This is a genomic window from Arsukibacterium sp. (assembly GCF_018402695.1).
In the GTDB taxonomy this organism is placed as follows: domain Bacteria; phylum Pseudomonadota; class Gammaproteobacteria; order Enterobacterales; family Alteromonadaceae; genus Alishewanella.
Window position 1 is genome coordinate 25516 of the sequence record NZ_JAGYIM010000017.1, and the last position, 15651, is coordinate 41166.

Sequence of the window (15651 nt, forward strand, 5' to 3'; positions counted from 1 at the left end):
AAAAAAGCCCGCTACAACACTGCGAATTCCCAAGCTAGCAATCCAGACCATGCACCGCCCGCTCTGTCAGGCAATCGTCTGACGCTAATGCAAATTCCCGGCAAACCCACGGCCGCTGTTCATAAATCGTGCAGCGATATGTATCGCGATCTAACGCAGAACACCAGCCATCAGCCAGCCGTAACATGGTTTCACCGCCCCAATGATCGACTGCGATATGATGATCAGGCACGCCAGTGTCAGAAATTATCATTACTTCCAGGCGGCAGCAACACGCCTGGCAGTTGGCACAGCTTACTGTTACCGGTGTCAGTACGGAGGTGATTGTGGTAATGGGAATAGTCATAACTAAGTTTAGCCCGCCAGCTAAGGTAGAAGCAACCGTTGTCGCCTTAACAACTGATACCTTGCATTGGCACAGTAAGCAACTAAGGTTAACACTTAACCGGAAAAGGAGCGCTTATGGCAAAAACAGCCACACTTTATCGGATGGTAACTGACGAGCATATTTGTCCCTTTGGGCTGAAATCTAAAGCGTTACTGCAGCGTCAGGGCTATCAGGTTAAAGATAACCACCTGAGTAACAAGGAGCAAACTGAAAAGTTCAAGCAACAGCATCAGGTAGACACCACGCCACAAACCTTTATTGACGATAAACGGATTGGCGGTTATGACCAATTACTGGATTATTTTAATAAAACCCAACCCGCTGATAAGTTTGCCGCGGCTTACCGGCCGGTTATCGCGATATTTGCCATCGCACTGCTGATGGCCCTGGCAATAAACTGGACAATGGGCATTGCCCTGCTGTCGATAGCGAGTGTCGAAAATTTTGTGGCCTGCAGCATGGCCCTGCTGGCGCTACAGAAATTGCAGGATGTCGAAGCCTTCAGCAACCAGTTTTTAGGTTACGACTTATTGGCCCAACGTTGGGTGCGCTATGCCTATATTTACCCGTTTGCCGAAGCCTATGCGGGTATTGGCATGCTGGCTGGTTTATCAGCGTTTGTGGTGGCACCCGTTGCCTTATTCATCGGGGTGGTTGGTGGTATTTCAGTATGTCAAGCCGTTTACATTGATAAACGGGAATTGAAATGTGCCTGCGTTGGCGGCAACAGTGACGTTCCGTTAGGCTTTGTCTCGTTAACAGAAAACCTCTTTATGATTGCCGCCGGCTGCTGGATGCTTGGTAAGGCACTTTTTTAAAGCAACATAGCCGGTGCGGCCAGTATTAGGACTAAAAGGGCCTGTGTTCGTTGTGTTTCCCGGCCCTTTTTCGCTGTAGCAGATTAACCGTCAGCCGGCTTGTTTAAGCGCAACTTTAGCTACATGAGCACCCTGAAAATAAGCAATTTTTAACTCATTGTCGGACGGTTGTCGTTTACCATCACTGCCAGCAAGAGTACTGGCACCATAAGGTGTGCCGCCGGTAATTTCATCCATGTTACTTAATTCCTGACAGGAATAAGGTACGCCGACAATGATCATGCCATGGTGCAGCAACGTAGTGTGCACAGACGTTATAGTCGTTTCCTGACCGCCATGCTGAGTAGCTGTAGAGGTAAAAACGCTGCCCACTTTGCCGACAAGTTTACCACCGGCCCACAATGCGCCTGTCTGGTCAAAGAAGTTACGCATTTGGGCGCACATGTTGCCAAAGCGGGTCGGAGTGCCAAAGATAACAGCGTCATAATCTGCCAGCTCGTCCGGACTGGCGACATCGGCAGTCTGGTCAAGCTTGGCGCCAGCTTTTCGTGCCACCTCTTCCGGCATAAGCTCGGGCACGCGCTTGAGAGTAACGTCAGTACCACTGACGCTGCGGGCGCCCTCCGCTACTTTTTGTGCCATGGTTTCAACGTGACCATACATACTGTAGTAAAGAACGAGAATTTTTGTCATGTTGCTCCTCCTGTTTTAGCTGGTTTTGCAATAGGGCTAAGCTGATATTAGCCCTGTAAGCATAGACCACCGGGAGCACTAATACCCTGTTCTCTGCCCGCACTCGCTGGCTGACGTTAATATGATTGGCGCATTATCCATATTACGCTGACCCCGACATCTGTTAACAACCGAACAAACCTTACCTTCTATTGAACATTTTCAGCACGACTTCTCTGTTTACTATTCGTTAATAACTCTGCATGCTTTTGGCAGGACATATAATATGAGATGTCCAGATACACAGCCGTTGTGCTAATCGAGCAGACCCGAGCGGGTTATTGCTGTGCCAACAGCGCGTAAAGCCGCTTCCGCCTCGGCGGTACTCAATGGCCCGCGTGTGCAGGCAGCGACAACCACAGGCCGCTTGCGGTTCGGTTTTGCCCACACTATGCCAACATCACAGGCTCGCCGGTGCTGAGTGCCGGTTTTATGCGCAAAACGAATACCCTCCGGCAGGGTTGCCTGCAGACGATTACCACCGGTCGTAATGGACTCCATCGTATCCAGCAGTTTGGCGGTATACTTCTCAGACAATAGCGCCCCGCCAACCAACAGCTCCAGATATTGCCCCACGCCACGCATCGAGCCAGAGTTATAGGTAGTAGCGTAATAGGCGTCAAAGGCGCTGTCCAGGTCTGGCTGTCCCAGTTCTGCCCGCGTTACCCCAAACAATTCAGCAATTACATTAGCCCGACCTTCAGGATCGCTGGCTTTCTGGATGCGGAAAAACTCGGTAGATGCAAATTCATGCGCCCCCTTATGAAACTCGCTGTAGGCCAGACGCCGCACATCGGCCAAGGTGGTGATCGGGCCAACATAATTCAGTTCCAGTGCCGCAATAGTGTTGTTAATGTTGTCCAGCCCCAAGGTGCGGATCACCATGTCTGTGGCGGTGTTATCACTTTCGATCACCATTTTTCGGTAAAGCTGATGCAGGGTGAATACCGTACCAACCTCGGACCAGTTGGTATTGCCCGCACCATCAACATAATCCGAGTAGTCCAGCGTTACCTTATCATCAAGTGTCAACTTGCCCTGCTCCACCTGGGAGTAGAGCGCAACAGCGATGAACACCTTGACGCTGGAAGCCAGATACCAAGGCGAGTCGGCACGTAACGCTACCTCCTCGCCGCTGTCGATGTCCTTGATGTACACACTGAGATCACCGGAAAAAGCCCGGTCGGCTGCCGCAAGATCATTAGCCAGGCGTGTCTGCCAGGAGGAAGCCGCAACGGACGGTGCCATCAACGGTAACAGCATTAGCGGCAGCAGCACAAATCGCACTATTCGGCTTGTCATAACTCTCACCTATATACTTTCACAAATTCAACAAGCTTGATCCAAACAGCGGTGGCCAGGATCAGGCCCAACGTCAGCATCAACACGAAGTGGTACTCGACATTCTGCCAATAGCCCATCAGATAACGAAAGCCCACAAAAATAACAACAATGTGAAAAATAAACGCTTGCAGGGCATTGGACCCAATCACCGTTAGTGGATACAACACCTTCGAGAGCAAGGGGCCACCCGCCACACAAAGGCCAATAATCAGAAACGCGCCCGCCATAGAAAACAGCATAAACGGCAGATCCGGTGGGTGCTTACCCACGTTGGCGGCAATCAGAGCAAGAGCTTGCGCCAGTTCCGGCGAGGCCAGCCACCAAAGAGACAGAAAGAGTAAGCTTGACACCAGTAACAAAGCCCCCGCCAGTGACAGACGCCAACGCAATTTGCCGTGACACCACAGCAGCGCCTCCCCAATTAACAAGCCCAGCAGCACCAGTGGTCCGCGAGTCAACTGCCCCCAGACGTAATAGTCGTCATCCTCCACAAAAATGGCTCGTAGCTGCTGGCTGCCCCAGAAGGTCACATTATCTGCTACCCAAACACCCAGCAATGCCAGCGCAGCCGGGCTCAACAACCTTAAAATCAACGGCGTGCGGCGCCACAGTGGCAACAGGAACGGCACCCACATCAAGGCAAAGGCATAAAAACCAAGGATTTCTACAAAGGACGGAAAGTCGCGATATAGCAACGTGTCGACAATATCTGCAGGCTGAAACAGGTAAAGCATTTCAGCCACCGTCAGCACTTTGTACCAGAAGAAGACTACCACGCCGCTTAGCAGCAATTTCAGCCGGAGGCGAGGCCATTGCTTTGTGCCAACCCGGGGCAGAAACGCCACAGCAAGGGCAATACCGAATACCATAACAAAGGTAGAAGACGAAAACTTGGTGATCAGATGGATTGGGATCTGTCCATAGCCCGGCAACTCGTCAAAGCTCAGCATACCAATGACACTATGGCTGAGTATCATCAGCGCAACAGCAATGCCCCGGGCCAGATCAACCGAGCAAATACGTTCAGTCTGTCCGGGGATTGCAGGAGGACGAGCCAGCCATGACCACAATTGCCCCCTGGCTTGTCTCAGCCATTTTGCTTGCATCACATCCTTTCCTGTTGCTCCATCATCGCTGTATGTGTTGGCGGTATATTCCGGAAGTTAGCATAATTTACGTTGAACAACTGCAACTAAGCAGTCAACTTTCCGCTTAGAGTGACCTCCAGGGATCCGTAGCCGGTTCGGTAGCTAATATCCATGAGTGTCTTCTCCTTTTCACTAGGGCGTGTTGACCTGCGTTAACCCAGAGACCTGAAACCTTAAAAGTTAAATTACATCTGATGGCCTGATTACGCATAGGGTTCAGACCAAACCGCATATTCGTTGCCGTTTGGGTCTGTAAAGTGAAAGCGGCGTCCGCCGGGAAAGTCAAAAATGCTCTGGATTATCTGGCCGCCGGCCCCTGTTACTTTATCCAGAGTGTGTTCCAGCTCGCTACTATACAACACCACCAGCACACTGCCATTGCGGGTAGTCGCAACCTTGTCTGATTTAAAAAAACCGCCATCTAAGCCAGCATTCGCTATTGCCATGTAGTCCGGGCCATAATCGATAAACTCCCAGCCAAACACGGTACTGAAAAATATTTTGGTTTGTGCCAAATCGCGCGCCGGCATCTCCAGATAATTAATTTTGCCAGTCTGTTTCATTATTCAGGTCCTCGTTGTCCAGTAGCATATAGACCATATTAGCATCTGATTTTTCGGGCTGTTCGCAAAACCCCAGGCTTTGATAAAGCGCCTGTGCCCGCACATTGTGCCGGTAAACGTTCAGGCTGAGTTGCTCTGCACCGCGTTGCCAGGCCAGCTTAATCAGCTGACGGCATAACTCCCGGGCAACGCCCTGCCCCCGCCACGCTGGGTTAGTAATAATTCTGGCCAGGTGATAACAGGCATCATTAATATTAATCAGCTGACCGAAACCAGCCAGGCTGCTCTGTGTTTTATAACAATAAGCATTATCCGGGCAAAACATAATTTCAGCGGCCAGCTGCACTGGCGTTAACGGGTAGCTTACCCGCGGTCCGGCCCAGGTCCGGCAGTCATCAGCGCTGCTTAACCAGGTACTTACTTCTGCCAAATCTGCCGCAGTGGCTTGCTCAATATTCATAAAAACCGGTCTTTTTCAGCCTCAGTCGGCACTCTGCACTCATTTGCTTTGCCAAACAGTTTGTAACGGTTGCGGGCAAACAAACGATAACACCAATCCCTGGCGGAGCGAGGCACCACTTTTAATATGTTGAATAAGTACCAGTAGCCACTGAGGTCTTTGGTTATTTCCAGGGCCGCATCAGACCAGACATAGGCTTTACCATTTTTAACCAGTAAAAAGGTATCTGGCCCGGTGTCACTGATACCATAGGCATGCATTGTTTGTTTTGCCAGTTCGCTTTGCATCGGCGTAAACACAAAGTGTGCCGCAGGATCGCGTTTAATAATAAAGTTAACCGCGCCATTGCAAAAGTTACATACGCCATCAAATACCACTAAGTGTCTGTTATTCATAATTGCTGTGTCGTTGTCGCAAACCCTAGCCAATAATGTTGAACCATGCCAGCATGGCTATAATTTGCACTAGTGGTGCTGTGTAATTAAGAGGTTCTCCTGCTCTGGCTCGGCGCCAGTATGGTTCTATCAACTACAACCAGAATATTCTGCATGAAAATACGGTGGATTGTGATCGTTAAAATACATAGCAATCCAAATTCCGTAAAATCGGCTGATTACTGGCATCGTATTCATCCCACTGAAAAGCATAGCTTCATCATATTGCATCAACACGAGGAGTCAAATCTGGCATAAAGCCAATATTTAGTGGCGGCTATTGCCTAGCCAAGTGAAGAAAAGGCCGGCTAGTGGAAGCCCGCCAGCATTTTTTTGTTGGCGATAGAACTTGTTTGCTATATGCCACTTACTCTGGCTCATTGAACTTATCAAAATCAAACTTAAACCTTATGTCGAAACAGCGCTCTTTATAGCTTGACCGATTAAATTGCCAAGTTCTGACTGCCCTCAAAGACTCCCTATCAAATAATCTAAAAGGCATAGAGTCAGTGATAACTGTTTCAGCTACCTTACCGCTATCGTCAACCATGACTCGAATATCGACAAAACCTAATCCGCTAAACCTTTCAGTATACATAGGCCACCTAGGAATAATCGCACTAAGCAGTTCAAATTTCTCATCAGAACAAGACTCAACCTCATATTCATCGGTTACAACGAACGTAAGCAGTGTTGAAGCGAAAAGTATCTCAATCATCATGGCATAGAACGCCCAAATTTAGCGCGGAAAGCGGCGCAGCGAGTTGACGACGCAGCCAGCGCTGTTTGCTGGCGATAATATTTTTTTGATACGCATTAGATGAACCAAAATAAAGTGAAGCAAGCGAAAGGTATATAACCAATAACCGTCCCAAGTGCAGATTGAAGCGGTATTCCTTTAACAATCCCTCGGGTACAAAAATACAAACCAAATAGCACGGGAATGGGATAAAAAGCCATAATAGAGGCATAAAATGGGTCCTTCCACGTTGCAACGGACTCATGCGCGTCCCAAAGACCAATAGAAGCATAAAGCATAACTGGCCAGGCCATCATTAAACACAACGGTACAACTAGCGGAATGGAAATAACAACTCCGACAGATTTTTTAATTAGCTGATCACTTTCCAATATTCAATCCGTTGCTGGCAAAATCAAGCGTATCGCAAAGCACACGGGCGTTGAGACGCGTAGCTGGGTTGGTGTCCCAGCGACCAACAGGAGCAAGTGATGCGTATTTTTATGTTTTTTTGAGCAATACATCCACGACCTCTATTGCTTCTTTTAAATTTGCACCTGTGAATTTTCGATAAAGCCTGATGGCTTTTAATCTATGGCCTTCATCTAGGGCCTTACGCACTTCAGGAGGGACAAAAGTGGGGTCATTTAACTCAATACCAGCAAGCTTAATGAGTGCACCTAATGTGATCTCCAAGTAACGAATTCTTTTTTGATACTGCACAAATTGCCATGACAGCAGAAATAAACCTGCAACCATCAGTACTGGGACTAAAAAATCAGAAAATATAACCAAACCACCCATTAGTGTTGTGTAAAAAGATTCTAAATAAACAGCCAAATCATCAATTCCTTACAATACTGTTCTTACCCATAAAAAGTAGACACTCGGTTATGCGCATTTGCGACAAATTGGAGCGCAGCGGAAATTTGTCCGAAACATGCGCTTGTTAAGTTGCGACTATTCTAAATTAACAACATAGTTAGTTGGATGAAAAAGGCTCTGGTAATCTGGTTTCATTACAACGGATTTTTGAAAAGCGTTTAACGCCTCTTTATGATATCCCGAACTAAAATAGCCTAGCGCAAGGCCATCATAAACCTCTGGCATTTCGGGAAAGTTTTCAGTTAAATACTCAAAGAAGAAGATTGATTCTTCAGGTTTTCCAGCACTAATTAAATTTCTACCCAAATCCGTCAACACTCGACCAATAAAAGTGTCGTATCCTTCAGCTTTATATCTAGGCTTAAACTCTTCATTAAACCTTTTCTTGCCAATTTGCTCGTACAATTTATAGGCAAAAGTCGAAGGAGGAACACGAGGTGCTTCAATTTCACCCTCATGCATTAACCCCATGATTCGACCAGAGATCTCTTCAGCTACTAAACCGTCAGTGTTAGCAAGTACGCAAACCCATACTCCACTTAGGAAATTTATTTCTACTGCGGTGCTTACACCTTTACCCCCACCAAACGCAACCCATTGTGAATTATCTTTTTGTAAGTTTTTAAAAAAGGTCAATGAAGATTTGGATAAAAGTTTCCCATTAAAAAGTTGTTGATAGAACAACATTAAGTCTGTAGCAGAATAAAAACCTCCTCCGGCTGGACCTTTATGCTCTCTTTGATCCTTATCGACTAGAACTTGCTGACCGTCATAATTGAAATGATAAAGTTCAGCCATAACCTTTGGCATTACTCCAGTTTCAAGAGAAGTGGCACGCACTTTAGACATAATCATTATTTCAACAAGCGCCCAATAATCTTTGTTGTAGGCTTTCTCTAGAATTGCGCCAAGAAGAACATAGCCCATATTTGAATACCGCCGGTCACTGCCTGGTTCAAACAATAGCTCTGAATCATTCACCAACGTAATTGTCTTAGCAATAGTGTCGTAAAGGCGAAAGTTTGTCCGGTATTCAGCATTAAAAACATCAGGGATGCCTGATGTATGTCGCAATAAATGGACAACTTTAACCTTGTTTGAAATATCAATTGGAAGATCTGAAACGTATTTGACTAACGGTTCATCAAGCCCGATTAAACCGTCATCAACTGCTTGCAACACTAAAACAGCGGTTAAATCTTTTTGAATTGAACCTATATCAAATAGAGTATCTGCTTGATGTTTTATCCCTTCATCTAAGTTGGCGTAGCCTACGGATGATTCGAAAATTTTGTTTTGATTTTCAAATACAAGTACGTTTCCTGAAAACCAGCCAAGCTCTTGATATTGCTTAACTAATTTTTGAATATTACTAGCCTGATTTGCATAAGTAGTGGCTGAGAATATAAACAAGAAAATGGTAAATAAAATTATCCTTAACACAAGAATTCCTTACTGAGACTTATATAGCACCTAACGAGCCTGTAGAAAAACCTGTTAAGTGCACAGCATTTCTACTCAGGCTATTCTGTTTATTATTTGTTAGCGACTTTGCATGCTTTTGGCGGGAATTTCAAGACAAGATTTATTGGATGCCATTTCACTTAAACAGCTGCTTTAGTTGGCCTTGTTGGGCACTATCGACAGCCTGTTTACCCTAACTTACCGTATCGACTTACCTTCTCCAAATTATGCACTAAACAATACAACTGCCATTGGCCTTGCACTTTGGTTTTGCCGCGCAAACTAAACCGGTTTAGCCTTTTATTGGTGCCGATATTGCCAAACACCGGCTCCACTACCGACATTCTATGGCTGTATATCTGCTTGCCTGCCTCACTATCTACCCGCTGTTTCATCCAGTCGGTGTAATTCGGTGGTGCATTGGCTTTGAGTAAAAATGACACCTGACGGCCATTACCGTTTCGGTGATTGGCTGACTCTGGTGTGAGCATACATTGCTCTTTTAAATCACAGTGCCTGCATTGCAACAGCCGACCGCCAAACAAAGCGCGTTGTTGGCCGTCCGGCTCTGGCCTGGTGCCCCGACAGGGTAACGATTTTCCCGCCGGGCAAATACAGGTCATGGCTATCGGGTCAAACTCAAAAACACTGGAGGGGAAGATAGGCTTTTGCCCCTTTGCCTTGTCCTGATGCCGCTTGCCGTATTTTTGCTTTTGCTCGCTGAATTTCGGGTCACGTTTTCTAAACTGGTTATCCGGCACATAGCCGTTTATTTGCTGCTGATACAGGTAATGGTTGTTAGCCTCATTAGCAAAACCGGTGTCGGCCGTCACGATAGTGTTACCGGCAAAGATATTGTCGCTTATCCCCATACTTTTATAGCGCTGTTTTATCTTTTCCAGCACCGGCACTAAGGTGTGGTGCTCTTGCCCTTCACCGAAGGCTTGCGCGTCCACAATAATCTGATGCTTCTTATCCACCGCTGCCACGCCGTTATAGCCCTGAATGGTGCCTTTGCTGGTGGTCATTTTGGCTGATTCATTATCGGTGATGTTACTTTTCACTTCCGTGCGTTTTTTGCCCCGGCCCATCCGTGGACTGGCGGTCTTTAAAAAGTCAGTAATCTTGTCATGCGCCTTATTCAGCGTGTCTATGCTTTGCTGGTGCCGGGCTTTACGCACTTCATCTGCACTGGCTTGCTCATCCAGCTTTTTATGTTGCTCCAAGTGGTAGCGGATTTGCCGCTTTAACTTATCCCGCTTTGCCGCCAACTCTTTAAATGTGCCAGACCATTCCTTAGCGGCATTCGAAGACATTTTGCATCCCGGGGCTGGCCTTCCAGTCTATCGCGAACAGTTCGTTGCCCAGCAAACCCTGCTGATGGCACACCAGCAACACCTGCTCAAACAACTGGGCAATTTGTATTGACGAGCTACTAACAAAGGCCGCTATCGTCGTAAAGTGCGGTACGGTATCGCAAGACAGCGCTTTAAAGATGATGTTGGTTTCGCAGCACCACTGTATTTCGCGGCTAGAGGTAATACCTTTGGAGTAAGCAAACAAAATGATTTTCAAAAGCACCGCCGGGTCATACGCCGGGCGGCCGTTATCTTCATTCTGGTATTTGCAGTGAAATATCGACAGGTCGAATTTGTTATCAATCAGGTAATGAATAGCATGTTCAAAAGTGCCGGGCTGCAGTTGGTCGAGATAATTAATCACTACCATGGCGCTCTGGTTGTAATCGTAAGGAATGTATTTAGGCATTAGGCGTTGTCCACTTTTTAATCAGACAACGCTATTTGATCACAAACTTGATCAGCTGAAAAGAGGTTTTTCTACAGCCTCAACGCCCGCCACAAACGCGAGCAACGTGTTGCGAGTCGAGCGCCCAAAGGGCGCGTTTTTGATGGCGATTGTTAGGGAACAACACCACTTACTCCTTTAGCCAGTGCTTTGGAAGGTTTTTATACTTAATAAAGTAATCAATTGCTTGTCTCCATTGCCAACCTTTGAACTTACATATAATCCAAGTAACTATGAGCCAGCCAACACCAACACAAATAAAAAAACCTGTTAGGTACAAAAAGTCAAACCAACCACTTCTCTCTGAAGTCAGAAATAAACTTTCAAGCCACAGCGCATATTGTAATGCGGGGTAAAAACCTAAGACTATTCCCCCCCAACAAATGAATACAAAGTAAGCTTTGTAGCGGAACTTTAGTTTCTGATAATTCTCGATACTCAAATTGTTCCCTAACACCCCGCGCATGCGCGCGAACTTGTGAGCATCGCAGGGGCCAGAGGCCCTGAATGACGCAATAACATGGACTCCCCCTCACTATCCGGCATCGATGTGCCAAACTGAGAGCGTCAAAACAAACAGTCACAAGTGAGGGGAAGTCGCATGGAACAGTCTATACGTTGTGGGGTTGATATTGCAAAGCTGGTGTTTCAAATTCATGGCGTTAATGCTAAATCCGGTGAAACATCGATGGTAAAGAAGTTAGCCAGAGGCGAAATGCTGCGCTTTTATGCCAATAAACCACCGATGCTCATTGGTATTGAAGCCTGTGGTGGCGCACATTATTGGGCGCGTGAACTCACTAAACTAGGCCATACGGTAAAGCTGATGACACCGCAATATGTCGCACCTTACCGCCGTGGCGGTAAAAACGATGCCAATGATGCCGAAGCCATTTGCGAAGCGTTGACCAGGCCCAATATGCGCTTTGTAGCAGTTAAATCAGAATCACAACAAGCAGTATTAGTCATGCATCGTATGCGTGACCAATGGGTGCGTGAGCGCACTTCACTGATGAACCAAATCCGCAGCTACCTGCACGAATTTGGTATCGTAATTAATCAGGGCCGTGCAGCGTTAGCCAAGACATTACCCTTGGTGGCTGAATCGGAAACCTTGCCACTGCTGTTTCGCCAAAGCATTGCGGATTTAGCTGATAGGCTGACTGATTTGGAGACGCGGATTACTGCACTTAACAAACGGATTGAAAGCTGGAGTAAGCAAGATAGCACAGCAAAAGCACTACTCGAGGTCTGTGGTGTCGGTAGCGTTACCGCCAGTGCAGCAGTAGCAACGGCCGGCGATGTGTCAGTATTTAAAAACGGCCGGCAATTTGCCGCCTGGCTCGGTTTAGTACCAAGACAGAATTCATCGGGTGGTAAACACAGCTCGGAGCCATTACCAAACGTGGCGACCGTTATTTGCGAACACTGCTGGTGCAAGGCGCCCGAACAGTAATGCTGGCAGCGAGCAGAGCTCAAAAATCCACACAAACGACACCGATGTTTGAATGGATTTATAAGCTGCAAGAGCGACGGCCAAACAATGTCGTGGCAGTCGCTATCGCCGCAAAACAGGCCAGAATGCTCTGGGCAATTATGGCAAAACAGCAGCGGCAAGATGCGCAAGGCTTATCAACATGATGTAGCAATACAATGTAGTAAAACAGTAAGTTAACGACAACTCTCAACCAAAGAATTGCACTACAAAGCGGATAAAACAAAGCGGCAACGACCGTGCACAGGAAGGGCCTGATAACAATCCCGGTATTCATTACCGTTGATGCGATGAGGCACCCATGCGCGAAAGTTATCAGGGCTGGAGCATGGCTAACACCATGAAACTCACGAGCCGAATAGACGTATGCAGTCATTCACCGCCAAGTTTGATCACTTTGTTCTTGCAATAGAGGGGGAGTCCATAGACGGATTGTTAAGCATGCTGGAATACACCATTAATACTGAGCAATATACTTAAAGTCAAAGCTACCCCTAAGGCAAATACAATGAACCTGTATATATCATGCTCTCCGAGCTTTAGTTCGCCTGCGGGTATATACATTCTTCGTCTCAAAAATAAAGCAGTATATCCAGCTATTAGAATAAATATAAAGTAAAAAGACCCACAATACGTCCAGGCCAGTTACATCGCTAAATATTAAACTTACAATCAAAACCAAGCCTGAAATGTAAGCGTCCGGCCATCACATCTTTTATTTGCTGACTGATCACGCATCATAGCTGTCACTGTTATTAACCGTGAGAGTTATGAATGCCCGTATTAAAACAATCCGATGCGCGCCGGGCCTTTTCGGCCGAGTTTAAATGGCAGCTCGTTCAGGAATCGAAAGAACGTACGCTGTCGGTCTCTGAGTTAGCGCGCAAAACGATGTGAATACCAACCAGGTATTTCGCTGGGTGCGGGAAGTTAACGTCGGTAAGGCTTTGTGGGTCAGGCGCGCTAAAGGTGAAGTGGATACGCAAGCTGCCCCCACACCATTCCTTCCTGTCAGTATCCGGGCGGTTGAGACACCGCAGGCACTACATAAACCTGCCATAACGGTGTCGTTTCGCAGTGGTCACCAACTGGTATTGCATGAGGCAACACCGGGTATGTTGCAGCAATTGGTGGCGGCGTTGTCATGATTACCTTATCCCATGAGCTGCGTGTATGGCTGTGTGCCGGTTACACCGATATGCGCAAGGGCTTTGATGGCCTGGCGGCCATGGCACAGCATGTGTTGCAGAAAGACCCTTTTAGCGGGCATGTGTTTGTGTTTCGTGGGCGGCGTGGGGACAGGGTTAAACTGCTATGGTGGGATGGTCAGGGGTTGTGTTTATTTTACAAACGCCTGGAGCAGGGGCGGTTCGTGTGGCCCACCGCAAAAACCGGTGTAGTGCACTTAACGCAGGCCGAATTGGCGCTGCTACTGGAAGGCTTAGACTGGCGCCCGCCTGCCAGAAAAAACACACCAAAAAATGCTGCATAAGTGCAATTAATCAATGAGTTAGATTCCGATTTATGCTATCATGTACCGCATGAAAGCGATGGCATCTCACTTACCCAATGACCCGAAACAGTTGCAGGAAATTATCCTTCAACTGCAGTCAACGCTTGCCCAGCAGGATACCGTTATTGCCTCGTTACGCCACCAGTTATCCGTGTTAAAACGTGCCCGCTTCGGGCGTTCGTCCGAGCATCTCGACAAGCAAATTCATCAGTTGGAATTACAACTTGAAGAGCTGGAGATGCAGACCAGTGCCTTACCTAAGCTAGTTGCACCGGCAACAGAGGGACAAAGCGACGCCACGTCGACGCGCTTCTCTGCCTGCACAATTGCCGCGAGAAGAGTTGCGTGTTGAAGCCGCCTGCCAGTGTCCGGGATGTCAGGGCGAATTAACCCATATCGGTGATGATGTCTCTGAAATGCTGGATGTGGTACCGGCATCTTACCGGGTTATCCGCATTGTGCGGCCAAAGTTCAGCTGCCAGCACTGCGACACACTGGTTCAAGGCCAAGCGCCTGAGCGTGTGATTAAAAAAGGACTGGCCAGTGCAGCGTTGCTCACACAGGTTATTGTCGATAAATACCTCGACCATCAACCGCTGTACCGCCAGGCTGAGCAGATGGAACGTGAAGGGATTGATGTTGAACGCTCTACTCTGGCAGACTGGGTAGGACAAACTGGCGCCTTACTCACGCCACTGGCTGATGCCATCGGACGCCATGTGAAAGCTGCCAACCACGTGCATGCCGATGACACCACCGCACCGACGCTATCACCCGGTAAAGGCCGCACCCAAACCGGACGTTACTGGACTTATGTGCGTGATGGTCGCCCCTGGGAGATACCACAGCGCCAGCGGTTTGGCTGCAATACAGTGAAGACCGTAAAAGCATCCATCCCACGGCGCATTTAAAAGGCTACAAAGGCTCACTGCAGGCCGATGCTTATGCCGGTTACAACGAATTATACCAACGGCAAATAACCCAGCACGGTTGTTGGGCACACGTGCGGCGGAAGTTCTATGACATCACCCAAACAGGCCCTTCGCCGTTAGCTGATGAAGCGATAACCACTATCCAATCCCTCTATGTGATTGAGAAACAGGCGCGCGGCCAACCACCGGATGAACGACAACACATCCGGGGCATACATGCCAAGCCTATCCTTGAGCGCTTCCATATCTGGTTACAGACAACATTGCGCACCTTATCGAAAGGCTCGCCGCTGTCCAAAGCAATCCACTATGCTCTGAAACAATGGGAGGCGTTGGTTGCCTATGTGGATAACGGTTATGCTGAGATTGATAACAACAGTGCAGAGCGCTCATTGCGGCCCATCGCCCTGGGCAGGAAAAATTACTTGTTTGCTGGTTCAGCTGCCGGAGGGGAGCGGGCTGCCGTGTTGTACTCAATACTCGGCACCGCCAAACTCAATGACATCAATCCAAATGTCTACCTGACCACGGTACTCAAGCGCATCTGCAATCACCCCATCAATCGTGTCGATGAGTTGTTACCCTGGAATATCGATTTAACCACACAGCCAGGTGACGCAATTTAAGATAATAAGTGTCCACTAAAATTAAGTGGACACTTAAATTAGCGCATTACTCTGTGTTCGCCGAACACTTAAAATCAGAACATCCAGATGCACATACGTCGTCGGACACGGACTCACGTAAGGTATAGCGAAAAATATGCTACCGTTATAACGGTAATATATAGCAGGGTCAAAAATGGCATTCTGCAACCCCCAAAATAGCATTCTACGGTTTCACTGCTGAAACAAAATAGTGCGCTGAGAACGACTCAAATAACCAGTGCATTAATGGGCATTAAACATGAACCTGTAACGACCAGACGCT

At 47.6% G+C, this 15651-nt stretch carries 17 protein-coding genes and 2 pseudogenes; 5 read left to right on the plus strand and 14 right to left on the minus strand.

From position 1 onward, the window contains the following. Positions 1-34: 34 nt before the first annotated feature. Positions 35-346 carry a YkgJ family cysteine cluster protein gene (locus KG631_RS10615; RefSeq protein ID WP_213999692.1) on the minus strand — a complete coding sequence of 104 codons (312 nt, stop codon included), beginning with the start codon at positions 344-346 and terminating at the stop codon, positions 35-37. Between the two features lie 116 nt (positions 347-462). Between KG631_RS10615 and KG631_RS10620 the strand changes: the two genes are divergently transcribed. Next, complete coding sequence (locus KG631_RS10620) at positions 463-1206, plus strand: glutaredoxin (RefSeq protein WP_213999694.1); 744 nt, start codon at positions 463-465, stop codon at positions 1204-1206. Between the two features lie 90 nt (positions 1207-1296). Here KG631_RS10620 and wrbA read toward each other — a convergent pair whose 3' ends face one another. From wrbA to KG631_RS18925, 13 genes are all read right to left on the minus strand, one after another. Next, on the minus strand, positions 1297-1899 hold the full coding sequence (wrbA, locus tag KG631_RS10625; RefSeq protein WP_213999696.1) for an NAD(P)H:quinone oxidoreductase: 603 nt from the start codon (positions 1897-1899) through the stop codon (positions 1297-1299). A 294-nt stretch (positions 1900-2193) separates the two neighbouring features. Then, positions 2194-3240, minus strand: coding sequence for a serine hydrolase (locus tag KG631_RS10630; protein WP_213999699.1), 1047 nt, complete (start codon positions 3238-3240; stop codon positions 2194-2196). Positions 3241-3245: 5 nt separating this feature from the next. Continuing rightward, positions 3246-4388, minus strand: a complete 1143-nt coding sequence (locus KG631_RS10635) for an acyltransferase family protein (RefSeq protein WP_301003767.1) — start codon at positions 4386-4388, stop codon at positions 3246-3248. Between the two features lie 245 nt (positions 4389-4633). Beyond that, a complete protein-coding gene (locus KG631_RS10640) occupies positions 4634-4993 on the minus strand; it encodes a VOC family protein (RefSeq protein ID WP_213999703.1) in 360 nt (119 codons plus the stop codon). Next, a complete protein-coding gene (locus KG631_RS10645) occupies positions 4971-5453 on the minus strand; it encodes a GNAT family N-acetyltransferase (RefSeq protein WP_213999705.1) in 483 nt (160 codons plus the stop codon). Before KG631_RS10645 ends, KG631_RS10640 begins: the two co-directional genes overlap by 23 nt. Continuing rightward, positions 5450-5848, minus strand: a complete 399-nt coding sequence (locus KG631_RS10650) for a thiol-disulfide oxidoreductase DCC family protein (protein ID WP_213999707.1) — start codon at positions 5846-5848, stop codon at positions 5450-5452. The genes KG631_RS10645 and KG631_RS10650 overlap by 4 nt, the downstream gene beginning before the upstream one ends. 129 nt (positions 5849-5977) lie before the next feature. Next, the gene (locus KG631_RS10655; RefSeq protein ID WP_365868841.1) at positions 5978-6118 is read right to left on the minus strand and encodes a DUF4160 domain-containing protein; all 141 of its coding nucleotides are present in this window, start codon (positions 6116-6118) and stop codon (positions 5978-5980) included. Between the two features lie 136 nt (positions 6119-6254). Further along, positions 6255-6608: an energy transducer TonB gene (locus KG631_RS10660; protein WP_213999711.1), complete on the minus strand. Its 354-nt coding sequence runs from the start codon at positions 6606-6608 to the stop codon at positions 6255-6257. A gap of 95 nt (positions 6609-6703) precedes the next feature. Next, positions 6704-7018, minus strand: a complete 315-nt coding sequence (locus KG631_RS10665) for a hypothetical protein (RefSeq protein WP_213999713.1) — start codon at positions 7016-7018, stop codon at positions 6704-6706. Between the two features lie 109 nt (positions 7019-7127). Beyond that, positions 7128-7466, minus strand: a complete 339-nt coding sequence (locus KG631_RS10670) for a hypothetical protein (protein ID WP_213999715.1) — start codon at positions 7464-7466, stop codon at positions 7128-7130. A gap of 120 nt (positions 7467-7586) precedes the next feature. Further along, a complete protein-coding gene (locus tag KG631_RS10675; protein WP_213999718.1) occupies positions 7587-8954 on the minus strand; it encodes a serine hydrolase in 1368 nt (455 codons plus the stop codon). A 209-nt stretch (positions 8955-9163) separates the two neighbouring features. After that, positions 9164-10291, minus strand: a complete 1128-nt coding sequence (locus KG631_RS10680) for a transposase (protein ID WP_301003754.1) — start codon at positions 10289-10291, stop codon at positions 9164-9166. Further along, a complete protein-coding gene (locus KG631_RS18925; protein WP_301003755.1) occupies positions 10272-10742 on the minus strand; it encodes a transposase in 471 nt (156 codons plus the stop codon). The genes KG631_RS10680 and KG631_RS18925 overlap by 20 nt, the downstream gene beginning before the upstream one ends. A gap of 640 nt (positions 10743-11382) precedes the next feature. On the opposite strand from KG631_RS18925, the pseudogene KG631_RS10685 reads away from it, so the two are divergent. The 4 genes and pseudogenes from KG631_RS10685 (at position 11383) to KG631_RS10705 (ending at position 15347) form a co-directional block, all read left to right on the plus strand. Beyond that, positions 11383-12422: pseudogene (locus KG631_RS10685) on the plus strand (IS110 family transposase). 747 nt (positions 12423-13169) lie between these two features. Next, positions 13170-13424, plus strand: coding sequence for a hypothetical protein (locus tag KG631_RS10695; protein ID WP_213999723.1), 255 nt, complete (start codon positions 13170-13172; stop codon positions 13422-13424). Beyond that, on the plus strand, positions 13421-13768 hold the full coding sequence (gene tnpB, locus KG631_RS10700; protein WP_019677928.1) for an IS66 family insertion sequence element accessory protein TnpB: 348 nt from the start codon (positions 13421-13423) through the stop codon (positions 13766-13768). Before KG631_RS10695 ends, tnpB begins: the two co-directional genes overlap by 4 nt. Before the next feature lie 49 nt (positions 13769-13817). Next, a pseudogene (locus KG631_RS10705) lies at positions 13818-15347 on the plus strand (IS66 family transposase). The last annotated feature ends 304 nt before the right edge of the window (positions 15348-15651 follow it).